Origin of the sequence: Psychrobacter sp. W2-37-MNA-CIBAN-0211, assembly GCF_040309405.1 — a bacterium.
GTDB lineage: Bacteria > Pseudomonadota > Gammaproteobacteria > Pseudomonadales > Moraxellaceae > Psychrobacter > Psychrobacter glaciei.
On record NZ_JBEOOU010000004.1, the window covers coordinates 133,389 to 153,213 of the forward strand.

Genomic DNA, 19,825 nt, shown 5'->3' on the forward strand with positions numbered 1-19,825 from the left:
CTATGGCTGTTGGAAATATTGCAGTACCGAATACTATTTACCCAATTGACGGTATCAAGTTAAGTGCTACTGCCGCAGGCGTACGCTACAAAGATCGTGATGATTTGGTCGTGATTGAGATTGCTGAGAACGCAACCAGTGCGGTCGTCACCACTAAAAATACCTTTTGTGCCGCGCCAGTGCGAGTATTACGTGAGCATTTTGCTAAGGCTAGCCCACGTTATTTGGTCACCAATACTGGCAATGCCAATGCAGGGACGGGCGCTGATGGCAAGCGCCGCGCTGTTGATATCTGTACAGCGCTGGCTAGTAAAGCTGGCGTGGCTGTCAATTCTGTATTACCGTTTTCTACTGGAGTGATTGGTGAGCCATTAAACAGCGAGGCGGTCATCGCTGGTTTAGATGAGGCGCTTGCCAGTTTAGCTGCTGATAATTGGCTGGCGGCGGCGAATGGTATTCGCACCACAGACACAATTCCTAAGCTTGCTAGCCAAAAAATCGACGTGGCGGGTAGCAGCTATCATATTACGGGCATGTCAAAAGGCTCAGGTATGATACGACCAAATATGGCGACTATGCTGGGCTATGTGGCAACAGATGCCAACATTGCTGCTGATTTATTACAAGAGATGTTGAGCGCCATCAATGAGCAGTCTTTTAACCGCATCACCGTCGATGGAGATACGTCGACCAATGATTGTTGTGTGTTGATTGCCACAGGCGCTGCTAGCTCAAATATTATCGACAGCCCAGAACATCCACATTATCAGCCTGTTTTTGAGGCATTAACCGAAGTATTTGTTCGTCTGGCACAATTAATCGTGCGTGATGGGGAAGGCGCTACCAAGTTTATGACTGTCAAAGTCACTGGCGGTAAGAGGACGCAAGAATGCTGCGATGTGGCATACGCGGTTGCACATTCACCGCTAGTCAAAACCGCATTCTTCGCCAGTGATGCCAATTGGGGTCGTATCCTCGCCGCAGTAGGTTATGCGGGTATCGAAGATTTAGATACCGAGCAAGTCGATGTCTATCTAGATGAAGTCATGATTTGCCAAAATGGTGGTGTTGCGCCTAGCTATACGGAAGCGGCGGGCAAAACGGTCATGAGCCGTCCTGAAATTACCATTCATATTGATTTGGCACGTGGCGACGCTAGCGATACGGTTTATACCTGCGATTTGTCTTACGATTACGTCAAGATAAATGCCGATTACCGTAGCTAATTATCGAAATGGGCGTTAATTAAGGCGTCATCTCAATCTGAACGAAAGCGATCAAATGGTCGGAGTAATGATTACTTCGACCGTTTTTTTGCAATGTCAAATATATATTGTATTGGTCTGCTTTTTAATACGTTTGACTAACATGAGTTGCAAAAGCTGACGTTACTTTACAAACCAGTCATAGAGGATAAGTCGCTTTGCGACATATACTAGTCTCAGTAAACAATAGACGATACTGCTGAGAAATTATCAGCTTTGTTTGGTTGTCTAAATTGACTTTGCCAGTATGGTCACAAATGCCTTACGTTTTGAGCGTCTATAAATGATTAAAACGAGTTCAAACGGGCAATAATGAATATTACTTAACTGAGGATTGAATAATGAAAAAATTAGCACTTGCCGCATTGATGACTACTTTTGCCCTGTCAGGTTGTTCTACTATGGGTATGGACAATGAGCGTACCATGGTCGTTGAAGGTCAGACTATGAATGTTAAAGTTATTAACATTCCAAGCTTTGAAGTAGAGATTGCACCGCGTAAAGCAGTTTGTGATCTTATGACTGCCAATGGCACCAAAGTTGAATCAGAGTGCTTACAGTATCGCCAAACTTATCAGAAAAACTATACAACTCTAAACGGTAACATCCAAGGCTTCACTTATGAGCCAAATTACCGCTATGTTTTGGACGTACGTCAAGAAGCGATGATGAATGAGACCACCAACATGGTTAAACCAGTTTGGATTTTAAACGAAGTGGTTTCAAAAACTGCTGAGTAAATGATGACACGCCCTAGTCAGAATGAAAAAGACCTCTAACGAATTAGAGGTCTTTTTTTGTCATGAGTGTTTATGAAAATCACATCACGACAGTCTATACTGATGTTAATTATATTAGCATTGACTATATTTTACACTGACACCATGACTCGCAGTGGGTATGCGGTTATCAGCATAAACAGCAAGACCCCCACGTGAGGTTTCTTTATACTTATCTAGCATATCAGCCCCAGTTACTTTCATCGTTTCAATCACCTTATCTAAAGAGACAAAGTGCTGACCATTGCCACGGCAGGCGAGACGTGCCGCGTTGATCGCCTTTACCGCGCCCATCGCATTGCGTTCAATACAAGGGACTTGAACCAAGCCGCCAACAGGGTCACAAGTGAGACCTAAGTTATGCTCGATACCAATTTCAGCAGCATTCAAGCATTTGGCAGGATCGCCGCCCATAATCTCAGCCAATGCAGAGGCGGCCATTGCACATGCAGAGCCAACTTCACCTTGACAGCCAACCTCAGCACCAGAGATTGAAGCATTTTGTTTGATAAGGCTACCGATGGCAGTGGCATTTAACAAAAATTTATAGACGCCGCTTTGGCTGTAGCTTGGTAAAAAATCACGATAGTAATGTAGGACTGCCGGTATGATGCCAGCGGCACCATTGGTAGGAGCGGTCACCACTTTACCGCCATTGGCGTTTTCTTCGTTGACGGCGAGCGCATACAAATCAACCCAATCCATCGCGGCTAATTTATCGGTTTTTGTAATGGGTTGGTTCTTCTCCGCACACAGTTGTGAATATAGATCTTGAGCGCGGCGTTTGACATCTAGGCCGCCAGGCAAAATACCGCCATTTTCACAGCCCTGTTTGACGCAGTCTTGCATCACGTCCCAGATACTATCTAAGTAGGCAAAAACCTCTGTTTTCTCGCGGTAATGACATTCATTCGTGAGGACTAAGTCACTGATACTCAGCCCATGCTGGCGACATTGCTCTAATAACTCGGCGGCGCTATTGAAAGGATAGGGAATACTATCAATGGTGGGGCTAGCATGGTCTTCATCTGGATTGGTGGCATTCTCTTCATTAATTACAAAGCCACCTCCAATTGAGTAGTAGGTCTGCTGATAACGAGTACCATCTACCAATAATGCTCGAAGCGTCAGAGCATTAGGATGATAGGGTAGGACGGTATCGTCGTACCAATAGATATCACGCTCTGTGTCAAAAGCAATCGTATGAGCACCTGATATGTTCAGACTTTTTTCTGAAAATATGGGTGCCAAGTAGTTGCTGGTCAGGCGCGTATCGATGGTGCTGGGCGTATGTCCGAGTAACCCTAGTAAAATGGCGGTATCCGTTGCATGCCCTTTACCGGTCGCAGCCAATGAACCATAAAGCTCAATCTCAATACTGTCTATAGCGGTCAGCTCCGCTTGCTTGAGCAAAGACGCCAAAAACAAGTTCGCCGCTACCATCGGACCGACGGTATGTGAGCTTGAGGGTCCAATACCAATTTTAAATAAATCAAAAACACTAATCATAATAAGCTACCAAAAATTTTAAGTGCATCAGCATAGGTTATCGATTGGCTGCAGCACTGGCATGAAAAATATAATAAACCGCCCCAACCAACAAGCACCGATAAGTGTTTAGTTTGGGGTGTTGTCTATGAAAGTATGTAAACATGGAAGTACATGTGACGAATGAATAATAACTTTTATTTATTATTAAACTCCGCTATGATGCTTGGAGCCAACGTTTATGTAACATCCTGTAAGTTGGTGTCGCTGTGAAATACGTCAGGCAAAAATGATTTAGACGGTCGTTCAAGTAGAACATATCCGACCTTATACATCTAGCAAAACATAGCTATCATACCAAATAATACTTTTGGTTTGCTACCTTACAACATAAATGAATGAATTGGATGACATATTATAAGAGGTATGGTGTTGAGTCTCGGTTTTTTTTCGTTATTTTTAGCCAGCTACTTCTATCTATTGACGTTCGACTTTAGCTCAGTTTTTATTCATCCAGTTATTTTAGCCTATTATTAGCTCCGCCCACATAGGACAAGCATGCATGACATCTCCCACTGATAACGCCTCTCAATCAGACAAAAGTGCTGAAGCATTACCTACTCACAACGCATTAGAAGCGGCTGGTATTCCTTCAGCAGCCATGAGCTATCCAAAAAATCCGGATTTTGAAAATGGTCGTTGGTTTCCGACTTGGCAATCTTATAGTGGCGATTTAGATCGTGATCCGGTCGGTATCAATGAATATTTGCCACCGTCAAAAAGCATATTACTGGGTGTGCAGCATACTTTTGCGATGTTTGGTGCGACGGTGCTTGCGCCACTGTTAATGGGTTTTGATCCTAACCTCGCTATTTTGATGTCAGGTATTTGTACTGTGATGTTCTTTATGATCACGGGTGGGCGCATGCCGAGCTATCTGGGCTCCAGCTTTGCCTTTATTGGCCCCGTCATCGCTGTGACTGCATATGCTGGCGTAGGCTTCAATGACAACTTAAATGTCGCCTTGGGCGGTATTATGGCCTGCGGCATCATTTATGCTTTGATTGGGCTGCTGGTGATGAAAACGGGCACAGGCTGGATTGAGCGTCTGATGCCACCTATCGTCACGGGTGCTATCGTGATGATTATTGGTCTAAATTTGGCGCCAGTGACCATTCAGGGAGTGTCTGCGAATCAGTTTGATGCTTGGATGGCCACCTTAACCGTGTTGCTGATTAGTGGTGTGGCTGTGTTTACGCGTGGTATGTTGCGTCGACTTTTATTGCTGGTTGGCTTGATATTGTCATACGTCGCTTATTTTGTGATGACCAATATAATGGGTTTTGGTACGCCCATTGATTTTAGTGGGGTGTCTGCTGCTTCATGGTTTGGGTTACCAAGCATCCATACGCCTCGTTTTGAGATGAGCGCCATTATCTTGATCGCACCAGTGGCGTTTATTTTGGTTGCCGAAAATCTGGGACATTTTAAAGCCGTAGAAGGCATGACTAAGGCTCGTGTTACCCCTTATATGGGTCGAGCATTTTTAGCGGATGGCTTAGCAACGACTTTTTCAGCAGGATTTGGTGGTACAGGTGTCACCACTTATGCAGAAAACATCGGTGTCATGGCAGTAACTAAGGTGTATAGCACCACGATTTTTGTCGTAGCAGGTTTGGTGGCTATCATATTGGGACTTTCACCAAAATTTGGTGCAATCATTCAGACGATACCAGCGGCCTTATTGGGCGGTGCTTCTATCATAGTATTTGGACTTATCACTGTCGCTGGGATAAAAATTTGGATAGACAGCCACATTGATTTTAGCAAAAACAGCAATCTAATCATCGCCGCTGTCACTGTCATCATGGGAACGGGTAACTTTAGCCTGCACTTAGGTGGCTTTGATTTGGGCGGTATCGGCACGGCTACCTTGGCGGCTATCGTACTCAATGCATTATTCAATCGTCAAAAAGACTGATTGATTGTCGTTTAAGCATCACGTTTCAAATGAGGGCGGGTCATTATTTTAATCTTCACGGTATAAATGATGACACGCCCTCATTAAAGCTATACGCCAAATAAAAAGTAAATATAAATAAGCGTACCCGTATAACTATTTATATTTACGCTTATAAAACCGTGAAAAAAACCGATAGCGACGTAGTGCGCGCGGCTTGGGTTTTAATGAACCTAAGTAAATGGCAAACATCGTCAAGAGCGCGCCGCTCCATTGCAAAGTATTAATCGGTTTGTCCAGCCAAGTATAATCAATGACCAATGCGGCAATTGGTTCAGATAGCAGTAGTAATCCAGTCAGCGCCAAAGATAGCTTAGGGATAGAGTAGGCAATCAGACCCCAAGCCAAGCACTGCATGACCGTACCATAAATAAGTACCCAAACAATCTCAGACCAACTGTTGGGTAAGATATTGCCCATATCAAACAAAAACATCGGTACAATCATCGCCAGCACACCGCCGATACTGATTAATTGCATGAGCATAAATATCGGTGTTGGCTCGGTGTCATGTGTCTTACGGATAAATGTCATTGATGCTGCCAGCATCGCTCCTGAGACGATACCCGTCACAAAGCCCCAAGTTGCGGCACTATTATGTGCAAACTCAGGGCTACCTATCATCGCCACTCCAGCCATCGCTAGAAATAGACTGATAAGCTGTAATATAGATTGCCGTTCATTAAAATATAAAAACCCAATCGCTGCCAAAAAGAAAATCTGTAAGCTATTAAGTAAGGTTGAAATACCAGGCCCGACAGCATAGATACTCTCGTGCCAAAGCGCCAAATCGAACCCCAAAAATGCGCCTGACAATAAACCATAAAAAATGGCACGTCTTGAGCGTGGCAAACGTTGTCCCATGATTTTTGCCAAGACAGCAAAGACTACTCCTGAGATGGCGAGTCGCCAAAACGACATGGCCCAACCGCCGATATCAACGTGTGCAACGATTAAACTGCCCAGACCAAAGATGATGCAACCAATAACCAAGCCAATAGGTGCAGAGCGAGAAGCGGCAATAGCCATAGATTGTCCTTAGATTGATCACGTTTAGTGGGTGGCGTTCTTTTTTTAATCTTACTGTGCTCACGGTACAATGCACATACCCCGTATTGTCGAGGTTTTAGACTTAAAATGAAATGGTTGAAACATAATTTATTCTTATGATGATTATATTTTTGAAAGAACCGAGTATGGTAAGCGTATGGGAAAATAGATGCTGATAGTCAGCTAACGTTAACTATAGTGAGTGAAAAGTAATATCGATACATCACGCACTGCTGATATCAATTTTTCTTGCTTGCTGTGCCTGCGCAGGCAGAGGCTACAAAAAATTAATATCAGCAATACCGTCGCGTTTTTAGGATATTTTGACTATATATAATAGTGCTTATATCATCGAGTCGCATCCTTACAGGAATAGCATTGGCGTGAAGGTCGCGATTTGCTAATCTGTCTTTCATTACTCTCTTAAAGTGTTCAACATAGTTTCTACTACTTTTAGCCTAGGTTTATTTATGCATCGACGTACTCAATCAAAAAAGTCGCTTTCTTTAATATTTGGATCGCAACTAAAAATGGCACGATATGGCATTCCTATGGGCTTATTCGTCAGTGCGCTATTTATGATGCCAACTGCACAAGCTGCCAGCTGTAAAATACCCAAGAGCTATTATAAGAATGTCTCTTGTACCGCGAGTAGCGGTTATTTTTTGGCAACCAAGGACTTCGGTGCGCCAGTGGCGCTACTGAATAGTAAAGGCAAAAAAGTCGTTGATTTATCACGCTATCAAAAAGTCGATGCAGATAAGATAGCTGGTGGCTTATTACCCGTGCTGCGCAATAGTCACGTCGGTTATTTCAACATGCAGGGTCGTGAGGTGATACCGGCGACCTACGACATGCTAAAGGAAAGTCAGGGTTGGGCGCGTCCGGTATCTGATGGACGTATCGTGGTCAAAAGAGACGGCAACTATGGGGTTATCGATACAGCAAATAAGACCATCGTGTCGTTTTCTGCGTCAATCAGTGATATTGATGATTATCGTGGCGGTGTGACGCAAGTACGTAAAAATCAAGCGACCAGTTGGGTGGACAAAAACGGCAAAGCGACTAGCAATCCAAATGGTAGTGACAGTAATAATAATGAGCCGTCATCTGCAAAGCAAACCGCCAATAGTAGGTCTGCTACCGCGTCAGCACAATCTAGGCAAGCAGCGCCCAATCGTTTTACGACGTTACAGCCACGTCAGCAAGATGGTCGATGGGGTTTTGTCGATGAAAACAATGTGACGATGATTACTTATTCATTTGATGATGCTCGTCCTTTTTCAGAAGGACTAGCTGGCGTGCGCATTGATGACAACTGGGGCTTTATCAATTTGGGCGGTGAGCTGGTGATTCCTTTTCGCTTTGATAAGGTGGGTGTGTCGAGTGGTGACAGTTATCAAGGCAAGCCTGCCTTTACATTTGCAAATGGTAAAGCGTGGATTGGTAACTTAAAAAACGGTAATAAAATGTGCATTGATAAAGAAGGAGTGAGTGTTGGTTGTGATTAAAGCGCTGACTCATACTAAGATGCAAAAAAAGCGTGCCATGCTTATGAGTAATACATAGCATGGCACGCTTTTTTATCGCTAATGATTGAAGGTGTTAACTGCGTATTAAGCCAATAGGTGATTGCGAATCAAATCAATCATATAAGGCTGATAGTACTCTGGGATATCGTGTGCCATGCCTTCGATTAAATGAAACTTAGCATTGGGAATGGTCTTAGCGACCACGCGTCCTTGTGAAGGCGGCAATAGCCCATCTGCACTGCCATGTAGCACAATCGTCGGTGCTTTGACTTGCTTGCTAAACCGGCTAATAGAGCCCGAGGCCAAGATCGCATTGAGCTGTTGCACGGTACCAAGCGGATGGAAATTGCGCTGATAACGTAACTTGGCAATTTCACGCACCATACGGACGTTGACGTGTCCTGGCGTACCGACTGTTTTCATAAACCAGACGCTATGGCGCACAATATCGCGCTCAGAATGACTCTCAGGGCGATTGATAAGCGTATACAACTGCTTAGGCTTGGGTGGCTTTAAAAAAGCCCGATTGGTGGTGGTAAACATCAAGGCCATACGTTGTACTAAACTTGGATAGCGTGCCGCCACGATTTGAGCAATCATACCGCCCATAGAAGCACCCAGTAGATGTGTCTTACCCAGCTGCAACGCTTTAATCAAACGTGCGGTATCTTCTGCCATATCGGTCAAATTATAAGCAACCTGCGTACTCTTATTAGACAATCCGGTTTGCAAACGCATCATCATTTTTAACTGACTGATACGCGGTAAGCCGTCAATTTGTACTTTGGAAGACAAGCCAATATCGCGATTGTCAAAACGAATCACAAAAAATCCTGCATCAATAAGGCGCTTGATAAAATTGTTTGGCCAAAATATCATCTGCGAGCCAAGTCCCATAATCATCAGCAGTGGGGGATGATTGGGATTACCGCCTGCCTCAACGCACAATTCAATGCCATCACCGATATTTATCATCGCTTGATGGAGGTGTTCGCTAAGGTCTGATTCGCGCCATTGGTGTTGACCAAATCGTTGCCAGTCAGGAGTAGGGTATACCCCAGCATCTCCAGAGGTTTTAAGCAATGCCGAATTATTGATATTATTGGATTTTGTCATGAAGTGTCCTAATTAGAGAGTCGTCTACTAAATCTCAAGCATCTCAAAATCAAGCTTGCCAACACCGCACTCTGGGCAAATCCAGTCTTCTGGGATGTCTTCCCACTTGGTGCCAGGCGCAATCCCTTCTTCAGGACAGCCAAGCGCTTCATCGTATATCCAGCCACAGACGATACATTCATAACGTTTCATAAATAGTCCTATCGATCATTACCAGTGTTACAGGGTGTTTTTAGAGCGTCTACTGAGCATTACCGCTCATATTTGGACGGTAAAAACGCCCGTAGTTTAGCATATAACCGTTGTTTTGATAGTTAAGTTTACACTTGTATGTTGAGATGACTCAGCTTTTATCAAGTCCATGATTGGCATTTTATTGATTCAGGCGATTGTATGATTGTTCGTCTCGCCGCTATATTACACCAAATTATGTTATAGTAATCGCCACTAATTTCACGGTGATGTCTGTCATTTATCACCGTCACTTATTACCATCTAAGCCATATGAGATAAGGGTTATTATGAGCGTTAATGCTGCCGCTACATCTGCTAATACCGAAATTGATCTGTCTAATATACTCAATACTGACCACCCGTTTTGGCAGGTTATCCGCACAGTACCAGACTTTCCAAAAGTCGGCATTGATTTTTATGATATCACCCCGTTACTGCGCAGTCATATTAATGCGGTCATTGATGCACTGCTTGCAACCTTGCCAGAAGGGCTGATGGATGAAGTGGACTGCTTGGGTGCTGTAGAGGCGCGTGGCTTTGTGTTTGCAAGCTTGCTGGCAGGTCGCTTGGGTAAAGGCATGATTTTGTTGCGTAAGCCGGGTAAGTTGCCACCGCCTGTTGCCAACAAATCCTATGCGCTAGAATATGGTAAAGACACGCTTGAGATGCAAAACAACTTGCCACCTGAACGGGTATTGTTGGTCGATGATATTTTGGCGACGGGCGGTACACTAACCACTGCTTATGAGCTGTGCCAGTCAGCAGATCATACGGTCGTCGGTGCTTTGGTACTGCTGGATTTGGTTGAGTTGCATGGTGAATTCCCCGTGCCTGTTTATACGGTATTAAAAGCTTAGAGAAATGGTTTTTAGCATAATAAAAAAGCACGCTGAATGAATTCGGCGCGCTTTTTTGATATCAATATATTTTATTTGGTATTTTATTGGTTTTGTTGATAACGCTCACAAGTTTGCTCTACTACTTTGCGACCGATTGTTTTTGGCATCGTGACCTTAAAATCCTTGCTGGTCAATATGGGTTTGTCGGATTGCCAAGATTTGATTACCTTGTTGTCAGTGCCATAATTGACGTAGGCTCTTTTATAGTAACTGGCATCTTTGCAAGATATCAATAACTGCTGATCGCTATGATGAATATAGCTTTCTTTTTTGTCCTTTTTGCCTTTTTTATCCGTTTGTTGTAACTGCGGTGGATAGGTTCTGCGAATAGATACCGAAATGTTTTCGACGTTATTCTCATCTATGATATTGATGTCAGAGCTTTCAATAGAGTCTGAGTCTAAGGTGAAAATCGAACCAGAATCAGTCTCAGATATCTCTACCCAGCTGACTGCATGTGCACTAATCGCTAGCGCACTACCTGCTAATACCACTGATAGCCGTCTCATAATCAAGCCTTGCTTCTTGTTATTTGAAGTGGGTTATAATAACGAACTTACTATTAGCAGGCAAATTTCTTTTATTGGACAGTGTTTGACCACCTGCTATCGCAACGATTAATTGCGCATCGCTGCCAATGCCTGAGCAAGCTCATCACGTGCATCGATAAAGCCGTCAATACCCTTAGGTAATAAATCCTGAGTGACGGTGTCTTTTTGATAAGCTTGACTAAATTCTTCATGGTTCAAACTCACTCGGGTCATATCATCTAACGCCATCGACATACTTGGTGACAGCTGACGAGGGACTTCTATATTCATCGCTGCCAACTCATCAATGAGGTTGGGGGCAATGGTCAACAGATCACAGCCTGCTAATGCCAATATCTGCTCAGTAGAGCGGAAGCTTGCGCCCATTACTTGCGTATTGTAGCCATGCTGTTTGAAATATTGATAAATAAGCTTGACCGATTGCACGCCCATGTCATCAGAGACTGGTACGTTCTGACGGTTTTGCTGGCGTTTTTGCCAATCCAAAATGCGTCCAACGAAAGGTGATATCAGGGTCACGCCAGCATCGGCACAGGCAATCGCTTGATGTTGTCCGAAAAGTAGCGTTAGATTACAGTGAATACCTTGGGTTTCCAGATAACGTGCGGCCTCGATACCTTGCCACGTTGCTGCCATCTTAATCAATACCCGCTCTGAGTCGATACCTGCTTGTTGATAAGCTTCCATAAAGCTGAGTGCTTTATCGATAGTCGCTTGGGTGTCATAAGACAAACGCGCATCGACTTCAGTTGAGACGCGACCCTCAATCAAAGATAAAATATCGCAGCCAATTTTTATGGTTAACGCATCAATTACCGCATCGATGTCACCGCGATGTCGACTCATGGTTTCTGATAGCATGGCTTGATTGTCAGAGTGAATGAGCGCCTTAGTAATGAGACTGGGGTTGGTGGTCGCATCGACAGGTTTTAGGCGGGCAATAGCGCTAAGGTCGCCAGTATCAGCGACAATGGTGGTCATGGTGCGAAGCTGTTGTAATGCGCTCATCAGGTATCCTTGTGTGAATCAATTAACATAGTTATGTTCTAAAGACTGGATCTGTTGTTAAACGTGTTTATATTTTTAAACATGCTTATTAAAGGTGCTTTTGACCATTAGTTTTGAACTGTAACATAGTTTTAAGGCGGTGTTCTCTCATAGTTTTGCCGCCTATCGCTGCCATATCAGATAACTGTGCTAATATTTATAGCCGTTAGCCAGTTTACAAGCATTTACGAATGGGCACTGAGCATAGTTTTTGCTATAGTAGAGCCGGTCGTGTCCTTGTCTGCTGTATTGGCTGATGAATCCAAGAATCGTATAGACGAGTAGGACATGATATTTTTGATAAACTGTTCTATTGAACAGTGACTAGCAATATGGTCAGAGCTAATCTCAAATAAACTTAAGTATAGATAGACTTAAGTATAGATAAACTTAAAAAGTCACACCAAATAGTTATAAAACTCAGCAATAATATTAGAAAAAGGATGGGCGGTAATGAGTGAGCAGTCACCAGAGCAAAAAATGGACAATCTAAATCAAACTAGCGTAAGCGACCACTCAAACGAAAAAGAGTTTTTAGATCAGCTGCGCCATAGTATTGATAGCGTAGACTGCGAAATCCAGACATTGATTAATAACCGTGCCAAACTGGCTCAGCAAGTGGCGACGGTCAAAAAAGAACACATCGCAAAAAGTCCTACTGCTGAAAAAACCAATCCTATTTTTTATCGCCCAGAACGTGAAGCGCAAGTTCTAAAAGCGGTCATGGCGCGTAATACTGGTCCAATCGCTGATGAAAAAATGGCGCGACTGTTTCGTGAAATTATGTCGGTATGCTTAGATCTAGAAGCACCGCAACGTATTGCCTTTTTGGGTCCAGTGGGTACTTTTACTCACGCCGCTGCTCTCAAGCATTTTGGTAAAGCCGCTGATACAGTACCGATGACCACTATCACTGATGTGTTCCGTGAAGTCGAAGCGGGTACAGCGATGTACGGCGTTGTACCGGTTGAAAACTCTTCAGAAGGCGTGGTCAATCACACGTTAGACGGTTTCTTGTCTTCTACCTTAAAAATAATTGGGGAAGTTGAGTTACCGATTCATCAGAATTTCTTGGTTGCAGAGCATACCAAGCTTGACGGTCTCAGCCGTATTTATTCGCATCAGCAGTCGCTTGCTCAGTGCCGTCATTGGCTCGATGTTAATTATCCCAATGTGGAGCGCGTTGCCGTATCTAGCAATGGTGAAGCTGCACGTCGACTCAAGAATGAATGGCATTCGGCTGCGATTGCAGGGGATGTCGCTGCCGCAGAGTATGATTTGCATAAACTTTACTCAAATATTGAAGACAATCCAAGCAATACCACACGCTTCCTTATCATCGGTCACGAAGCGATTGCGCCGTCAGGACAAGATAAGACCTCTATCGTCGTCTCAGCACATGACAAAGCGGGCGCGCTTATCGAAATCTTAAAACCATTGTCTTATCATGGCGTGTCGATGACCAGTATCGAGACGCGTCCTGAACGTCCTAATAAGTGGGCATACGTGTTCTTTATTGATATGGATGGTCATGTTAATGATCCAAATGTTAGCGCAGCCATTAATGATATTCGCCCATTGGTAAAAGATTTACGTGTACTGGGCTCATATCCCAAAGCGGTACTGTAAGCGTTTTAAAAGCTAGACCATTTATAGCAGATAGCTGTCATAAGCTCTTGTTATTATTAATAATAGATGGTTCATTACATCTAAGGATACAATATGCAGACAACGCCATTGACCGAATCAAGCTTATTACCACTCGTGCCAGCGTACGACAGTATATTAGAGCTGGCTCCTTATCAAACGGGCAAGCCGATTGAAGAGTTGACTCGCGAGTACGGCATCTCAGATGTGGTAAAGCTTGCTAGCAACGAGAATCCAATGGGCTGCTCACCGCGAGTGACGTTGGCAGTGACAGAGCAGCTCGGTCAGCTGGCGCGTTATCCTGATGGCAATGGTTATTATCTAAAGCAAGCACTGGCTGACTTCAATGATGTCAATATCGATCAGATTACATTGGGCAATGGCTCTGACGACTTGCTCGATATCTTGGCGCGTAGTTTTGTGGGTGCCAATGATGCTATCGTTTATAGTCAGTATGCCTTTGTGGTCTATTCGATGCTGGCAAAAATGCAAGGTGCTACAGATATCGAAGTGCCCGCCCATCGATTCGGTCATGATTTAAAGGCCATGAGTCAAGCGGTTCAAGACAACCCTAATACCAAGATTGTCTTTATTGCCAATCCTAACAACCCAACTGGGACACAGCTTGAGCATAAAGAGCTGCGCCAGTTTGTTGCCAGTGTGCCAAGCTCGGTATTGGTGGTATTGGATGAAGCCTATATCGAGTACAGCCCTGAAAGTAATAATAGGGCACTCATAGATGAATTTGACAATGTGATCATCGTCCGTACTTTCTCTAAGGCTTATGGACTAGCAGGTCTGCGGGTTGGCTATGCGTTAAGCTCGGTAGCAGTGGCGGATTTATTAAACCGTATTCGTCAGCCATTTAACGTCAGTCGTATTGGGTTGGCGGCAGCGGCGGCGGCACTTGCTGATCAAGATTTTATCGAAAAAACTCGTCTGATGAATGATGAGCAAATGCGCTGGCTAGAGAAGCAGTTCGATGCATTAGGGTTGGGTTTTATTAAGTCACATGCCAACTTTATCATGGTAGAGATGGATGATGAAGATGCGCTATTGATTAACCAAGCGTTGCTCGAGCAAGGGGTCATCGTACGGCCACTGGTAGGTTACGGCTTACCTACTTGGTTGCGCATCACGGTAGGCGTCGCAGAAGATAACATGCGCTTGATTGATACCTTGCGCTCTATCTTGACCGATGATTAAACGCATCAATAGATGTTTTTTTAGTCAAGTTAATGATCTTAATTAGCCATTAAATTTTATAACGCTAAGATTGGCTTTACCCAAACTGATCCTAGTGTGTTCAACGAGAAAAGCCGTGAGTAGTCAGAAAAAAAATAAAATTCAACCGTCTCCCAATATTCAGCTACCTATGTTTAGACAAGTTTGTGTGATTGGGCTTGGTCTTATTGGCGCCAGTTTTGCGCAAGCCATTAAAGACAGTGGCTTAAGTGAGCGTCTAGTAGCGGCAGACAGGCATGCCCCAAGCATTGCTGAAGCCATTGAACACGGCTTGCTTGACGCTGGTAGTGCTAACTTACAAGACGTCGTTGGTGGCAGTGATTTAATTATCATTGCAGTCCCAGTACAGGCGGTCCAAGCAGTATTTGTTGATATTAAACAGGCAATGGATGACGGACAGCTTGCCACTGATTGCATCATGACGGATGTCTGTAGTACTAAGGTCAATATCATTGATGCTGCTAAAGCGGTGTTCGGCTCGCTGCCGATAGGACTAGTACCCGCGCATCCGATTGCTGGGGCTGAAAATTCAGGGTATCATGCGCGCCGCGCCAATTTATTTGTCAATCATAGCGTGATTATCTGTGAGCTACCTACCACAAGCAATGTAGCCATCACCAAGCTGCGGCTACTATGGGAAGCGGTGGGCGCAAATGTCATATCGATGGATGCTAGTCACCATGATCGCATATTGGCACACACCAGTCATTTGCCGCATTTGCTCGCCTTTAATTTGGTTGAGCAGTTGGCAAGCCATGATGATAATTTAGATATGTTTCGTTATGCTGCTGGTGGATTTCGTGATTTTACGCGTATCGCCGCCAGCGACCCTAAAATGTGGCATGATATATTTTTTGCCAATCAAAGCGCCATTGTGAGCGCCCTTGATGAGTATGGTGTCTACTTACAGACCATGCGCCAGCTTATCATTGATAAAGATTCAACCGCCCTGATGGGACTTTTGGGCCGCGCGCAAGCCGCACGGCGACATTTTGGCCATATGTTAGCCAGCACCCCTTATACGGATACTTCTGCCATGTCAGCTTCTTATAATATTACGCCTAGCAATACTGTCTCTGGCACCATTGCCATTCCTGGTGACAAATCTATCTCGCATCGCAGCATCATGCTTGGCAGTCTTGCCACAGGCGTGACGAATGTTACAGGATTTTTGGAAGGGGAGGATGCGCTTGCCACATTGCAGGCGTTCCGTGATATGGGTGTGAGCATTGAAGGCCCTGATAAAGGAAGATTAACCATTCATGGTGTTGGTATGAATGGCTTAAAGCCAAGCAAAACACCTTTATATATGGGCAATTCAGGCACCAGCATGCGCCTGCTGTCGGGGATTTTGGCGGCACAATCATTTGATAGTGTGTTGACGGGTGATACTAGCTTAAATAAACGCCCGATGGAGCGTGTGGCTGCACCGCTACGTACGATGGGAGCAGTCATTCAAAGCACAGGTCATAGTGGTACGGCACCGCTTAGCATCACTGGTCGTGATACGGTCGGTAAACCATTACAAGGTACTGAATATGACATGCCAGTCGCGTCTGCACAGGTGAAGTCTTGCTTGCTATTAGCAGGTCTATGGGCAAAGGGTACGACAACGGTGACTCAGCCTGAAGCCAGTCGCGACCATACCGAACGTATGCTATCCGCCTTTGGTTATCCGGTGACCGTTGACGGCAACCGTATCAGTGTAATAGGCGGCGGTACATTGACAGGTGGTGATATCGCTGTGCCTGCTGATATATCCTCTGCGGCCTTCTTTATGGTAGCCGCTGCTATCAGTCAAGGTAGTGAGCTGACCTTGACGCAAGTGGGTATCAACCCGACACGTACGGGTATTATTGATATCTTAAAACTCATGCAAGCAGATATTAGCTTGAGCAATGAGACTCATGTCGGTGGCGAACCAGTCGCTGATATTACAATTCGTGGTTCAAACTTGGTCGGTATTGAGATACCAGAGCATCTCGTACCGCTAGCGATTGATGAATTCCCTGTATTGTTCATTGCTGCCAGCTGTGCGCAAGGTCGCACGGTGTTAACTGGTGCTAAAGAGCTGCGCGTTAAAGAGTCTGATCGTATTGCGGTGATGGCAGAAGGGCTACATACGCTCGGCATTGATTGTACCGTTACGGATGATGGACTAATCATCGAAGGTCAAGGTATTGGAAGTGAGACTGGTGATGTCAATAATAGCCAGCCTGTATTCGGTGGCGGTCACATTACGTCTCACCATGACCATCGTATTGCCATGAGTTTTTCTGTTGCCAGTCTGCGTGCCTCTAAGCAAATCACCATCGAAGGGGTTGAGACGGTCAATACCAGCTTCCCAGGATTTGCTGAACTTGCCAATCAAATTGGTATGTCTATCGAAGTGGATGCTGGCGCTGAATAAATCATTGAGTGCTGATCAATATCCTTCTATGATTTGCACTGTAAAACATAAACAGATGGTGGCTAGCTGATCAAATAGCCACATTAGCCTAAAAACTTAATCTAACATCGTTAGCAATGTACTCATGTCATTATTGGCATGAGTACATTGCTTTTTAATTTATAATCTCACTGTAGTAACCCTGCGTTCTCGCCACTAAATCGATAATAATACTCAGAATTAGGTGAGGGCGCGCTTTGCTCTAAAAAGTTGTCCTATATTATGACTACCCAAAATGTCATCAAAAAACCCGTTGCCCCGATAACCACAACCAGACGCGGCATTATCACTGCGCTTATTGCGTTTTTTATCTGGGGCGGATTTCCGTTATACTTCAAACAATTATCCGATTATGATGCGACTGAGATCATTGGTCATCGCATCATATGGACATTCTTGTGTCTATTGATTGTGCTAGTAGTCACTAAGCGCTGGCAATGGATTGAAACGCTCAAACAAAACCCAAGATGGATAGCGCTGTCATTGATATCTGGTTTGATTATCGCAACCAACTGGCTGACCTATGTATGGGCGGTCAATCATGACCGTATTCTTGAGGCCAGTTTGGGATACTTTATAGGGCCATTGGTAGGTGTTGCGCTATCGATGATTCTATTCAAAGAGCGCTTACGACCTTTGCAATGGGTGGCTATTGGATTTGCACTCTTGTCTGTCGTGATCCAAGTGGTGATGATTGGCAGTCTGCCGTGGATATCATTGATTTTGGCATTTAGCTTTAGTACTTATGGCACTATTCAACGGCAAACCCCGTTGACAGCTGTCGATGCGATGTTTGTCGAAACAGCGATGCTAGTACCTTTATGTCTTTGGTGGTTTTGGCAGTCCGATGTGGTCAGTCATCAGCTGAGCTTTTGGTTTAGCTCAAACATTTGGCTACTTATGATCGCAGGGCCGATTACTTTGATACCGCTATTATTGTTTAATAAATCTACCAAGCTCGTCGCTTATAGTATTCTAAGCTTTATGAATTACCTGACGCCGACCTTTATTTTCTTCTTGGCAGTGTTTTATTATAACGAGCCATTTGATTTAAAACGCTTGGCAGTCTTTGGCTTGATTTGGCTAGGTTTGCTGTTATTCAGCATTGACTTATGGCGTCATCGTCCAAGCAAAGTGTTAAAAGCCGCGCGTCTGCGTGAAGAGGCTTTGAAGCAAGTTAAATAAAGTTTGAATTGAATCTCTGAATTAAAAACGTAGCAAACAAGGATGGAAGCATGTTTCATACTGAATCTGATGTGGTATTTGTAAAAGGTTTAAAAGTCGAAGCCGTCATCGGTGTTTACGCGTGGGAGCGGGCGATCACGCAGCCGCTGCTGATTGATATTGCGCTTGAAACCGACATTAGCCGTGCTGCTGTATCAGATGATGTCAAGGATGCGCTAAATTATAAAGCGGTCTGCGATGATGTCAGCGCGTGGTGCAAAGAGATTCAAGCAAAACTGCTTGAGCATTTGGCTGGGCAAATTTCTGATAAGCTGCTTGCAAAATATGCTTGTCATAAAATAACGTTAAGCGTTGCCAAGCCTACTGCCATTACACAAGCGGATGCAGTTGGCGTTCAAATCACGCGCTATGCGCCAACGTTAACAGATGAGCTAGCTATTAAAGAAGCTAATAATAGCCAATCTGATGATGCATAAAACGTCAATGGACTTGAATTTAGCAATGCTAACACAATGCCCACCTGAGACTTTGCAGGCGCAGCCCGTGGTAGAGATAATAGTAGCGCTGGGTAGTAACTATCAAGCCGAAAAATATCTGCCACTTGCTCTAGAGTGTTTGGCAACGCTAGGTCAGATACGGCTATCTACTGCTTTTCAAAACCCTGATTTCACCGCAACCTTGAAACAACCAAAACCTGATTACACCAATCAATGTGTACATCTCATACTAGCAACACCGATGAGTCTGCAGCAACTACAGCAAACCTTTAAAAATCTTGAAGGAGATTGCGATAGGTGTCGACAGACTGATTCGAACCAAGTACGGCGAGTGACAATGGATATTGATATTTTGCTAATCAAGTTGGCTGAAGAAAAAAATAGCCTAAGCAATAAATCGATATCTAAACCAACGTCTAATTGGATGGTAATGGCAGATCGCTATCCATTTAAAGCACATGAGGCAGCAGGGATTGAGGAGCTGGCAGTGACTGGTGTTTGAAGCGGCTGAGATGCTATTCACGTATGAGACCTGCTTGCCAATGTAAAATGACTGGCGCTTTTAAGATGTGATGCTTCTTTTTTCCACTGTAGTAGTCGCTTTGGTTTTGTGGTTGTTCAATGCCTACTCATGCATCATCAAATATGCCCTAATATAGGTGGTTCCATTATGGCAGTCTATTTTAGGTGGTCTGTTAATAGGCTTAGAGGGGCGAATTAGTTGGTATCACTGGGATATACCCAAAAATTTCAATAACGATAGTGATTAGACAGGCTCAACACCTCGTCACGTCCTAGCTATTGCGATAATCCTTAATAAA

General features: G+C 44.3%; 17 protein-coding genes. 11 read left to right on the top strand and 6 right to left on the bottom strand.

Annotated features, from left to right (window positions below; genetic code table 11):
- The first annotated feature begins 2 nt into the window (after positions 1–2).
- Together argJ and AAEY72_RS06520 are read left to right on the top strand one after the other, a co-directional pair.
- Complete coding sequence (gene argJ / locus AAEY72_RS06515; RefSeq protein WP_352309921.1) at positions 3–1,226, top strand: bifunctional glutamate N-acetyltransferase/amino-acid acetyltransferase ArgJ; 1,224 nt, start codon at positions 3–5, stop codon at positions 1,224–1,226.
- Between the two features lie 380 nt (positions 1,227–1,606).
- Complete coding sequence (locus AAEY72_RS06520; protein WP_010202007.1) at positions 1,607–2,005, top strand: DUF4377 domain-containing protein; 399 nt, start codon at positions 1,607–1,609, stop codon at positions 2,003–2,005.
- 114 nt (positions 2,006–2,119) lie between these two features.
- Here the strand turns inward: AAEY72_RS06520 and AAEY72_RS06525 are convergent, their stop codons facing one another.
- Positions 2,120–3,553: an L-serine ammonia-lyase gene (locus AAEY72_RS06525; protein WP_352309922.1), complete on the bottom strand. Its 1,434-nt coding sequence runs from the start codon at positions 3,551–3,553 to the stop codon at positions 2,120–2,122.
- Between the two features lie 541 nt (positions 3,554–4,094).
- Here AAEY72_RS06525 and AAEY72_RS06530 point away from each other — a divergent pair.
- Positions 4,095–5,513 carry a solute carrier family 23 protein gene (locus AAEY72_RS06530; protein ID WP_352309924.1) on the top strand — a complete coding sequence of 473 codons (1,419 nt, stop codon included), beginning with the start codon at positions 4,095–4,097 and terminating at the stop codon, positions 5,511–5,513.
- 135 nt (positions 5,514–5,648) lie between these two features.
- On the opposite strand, the gene AAEY72_RS06535 is transcribed toward AAEY72_RS06530, so the two are convergent.
- A complete protein-coding gene (locus tag AAEY72_RS06535; RefSeq protein WP_352309925.1) occupies positions 5,649–6,581 on the bottom strand; it encodes a DMT family transporter in 933 nt (310 codons plus the stop codon).
- A 491-nt stretch (positions 6,582–7,072) separates the two neighbouring features.
- On the opposite strand from AAEY72_RS06535, the gene AAEY72_RS06540 reads away from it, so the two are divergent.
- A complete protein-coding gene (locus AAEY72_RS06540) occupies positions 7,073–8,113 on the top strand; it encodes a WG repeat-containing protein (RefSeq protein ID WP_352309926.1) in 1,041 nt (346 codons plus the stop codon).
- 105 nt (positions 8,114–8,218) lie between these two features.
- On the opposite strand, the gene AAEY72_RS06545 is transcribed toward AAEY72_RS06540, so the two are convergent.
- Both AAEY72_RS06545 and AAEY72_RS06550 read right to left on the bottom strand, forming a co-directional pair.
- Positions 8,219–9,250: an alpha/beta fold hydrolase gene (locus AAEY72_RS06545; protein ID WP_352309928.1), complete on the bottom strand. Its 1,032-nt coding sequence runs from the start codon at positions 9,248–9,250 to the stop codon at positions 8,219–8,221.
- A 27-nt stretch (positions 9,251–9,277) separates the two neighbouring features.
- Positions 9,278–9,442, bottom strand: coding sequence for a rubredoxin (locus AAEY72_RS06550; protein WP_010201990.1), 165 nt, complete (start codon positions 9,440–9,442; stop codon positions 9,278–9,280).
- A gap of 329 nt (positions 9,443–9,771) precedes the next feature.
- Between AAEY72_RS06550 and AAEY72_RS06555 the strand changes: the two genes are divergently transcribed.
- On the top strand, positions 9,772–10,341 hold the full coding sequence (locus tag AAEY72_RS06555) for an adenine phosphoribosyltransferase (RefSeq protein ID WP_352309929.1): 570 nt from the start codon (positions 9,772–9,774) through the stop codon (positions 10,339–10,341).
- A gap of 83 nt (positions 10,342–10,424) precedes the next feature.
- On the opposite strand, the gene AAEY72_RS06560 is transcribed toward AAEY72_RS06555, so the two are convergent.
- The gene (locus tag AAEY72_RS06560; RefSeq protein ID WP_352309930.1) at positions 10,425–10,892 is read right to left on the bottom strand and encodes a hypothetical protein; all 468 of its coding nucleotides are present in this window, start codon (positions 10,890–10,892) and stop codon (positions 10,425–10,427) included.
- A gap of 108 nt (positions 10,893–11,000) precedes the next feature.
- Positions 11,001–11,942 (bottom strand): transaldolase, encoded by a 942-nt coding sequence (locus tag AAEY72_RS06565; protein WP_352309932.1) that lies wholly within the window; start codon positions 11,940–11,942, stop codon positions 11,001–11,003.
- A gap of 492 nt (positions 11,943–12,434) precedes the next feature.
- Between AAEY72_RS06565 and pheA the strand changes: the two genes are divergently transcribed.
- From pheA to AAEY72_RS06595, 6 genes are all read left to right on the top strand, one after another.
- Positions 12,435–13,610, top strand: coding sequence for a prephenate dehydratase (gene pheA, locus AAEY72_RS06570; RefSeq protein ID WP_201588433.1), 1,176 nt, complete (start codon positions 12,435–12,437; stop codon positions 13,608–13,610).
- Between the two features lie 93 nt (positions 13,611–13,703).
- Positions 13,704–14,834 carry a histidinol-phosphate transaminase gene (hisC, locus tag AAEY72_RS06575; protein ID WP_210540599.1) on the top strand — a complete coding sequence of 377 codons (1,131 nt, stop codon included), beginning with the start codon at positions 13,704–13,706 and terminating at the stop codon, positions 14,832–14,834.
- Between the two features lie 157 nt (positions 14,835–14,991).
- Positions 14,992–17,283 (top strand): bifunctional prephenate dehydrogenase/3-phosphoshikimate 1-carboxyvinyltransferase, encoded by a 2,292-nt coding sequence (locus tag AAEY72_RS06580; protein WP_352309996.1) that lies wholly within the window; start codon positions 14,992–14,994, stop codon positions 17,281–17,283.
- A 261-nt stretch (positions 17,284–17,544) separates the two neighbouring features.
- Positions 17,545–18,507, top strand: a complete 963-nt coding sequence (gene rarD, locus AAEY72_RS06585) for an EamA family transporter RarD (RefSeq protein ID WP_210540598.1) — start codon at positions 17,545–17,547, stop codon at positions 18,505–18,507.
- 50 nt (positions 18,508–18,557) lie between these two features.
- A complete protein-coding gene (folB, locus tag AAEY72_RS06590; RefSeq protein ID WP_352309933.1) occupies positions 18,558–18,983 on the top strand; it encodes a dihydroneopterin aldolase in 426 nt (141 codons plus the stop codon).
- Positions 18,984–19,008: 25 nt separating this feature from the next.
- Complete coding sequence (locus tag AAEY72_RS06595) at positions 19,009–19,506, top strand: 2-amino-4-hydroxy-6-hydroxymethyldihydropteridine diphosphokinase (protein ID WP_352309935.1); 498 nt, start codon at positions 19,009–19,011, stop codon at positions 19,504–19,506.
- Positions 19,507–19,825: the final 319 nt, after the last annotated feature.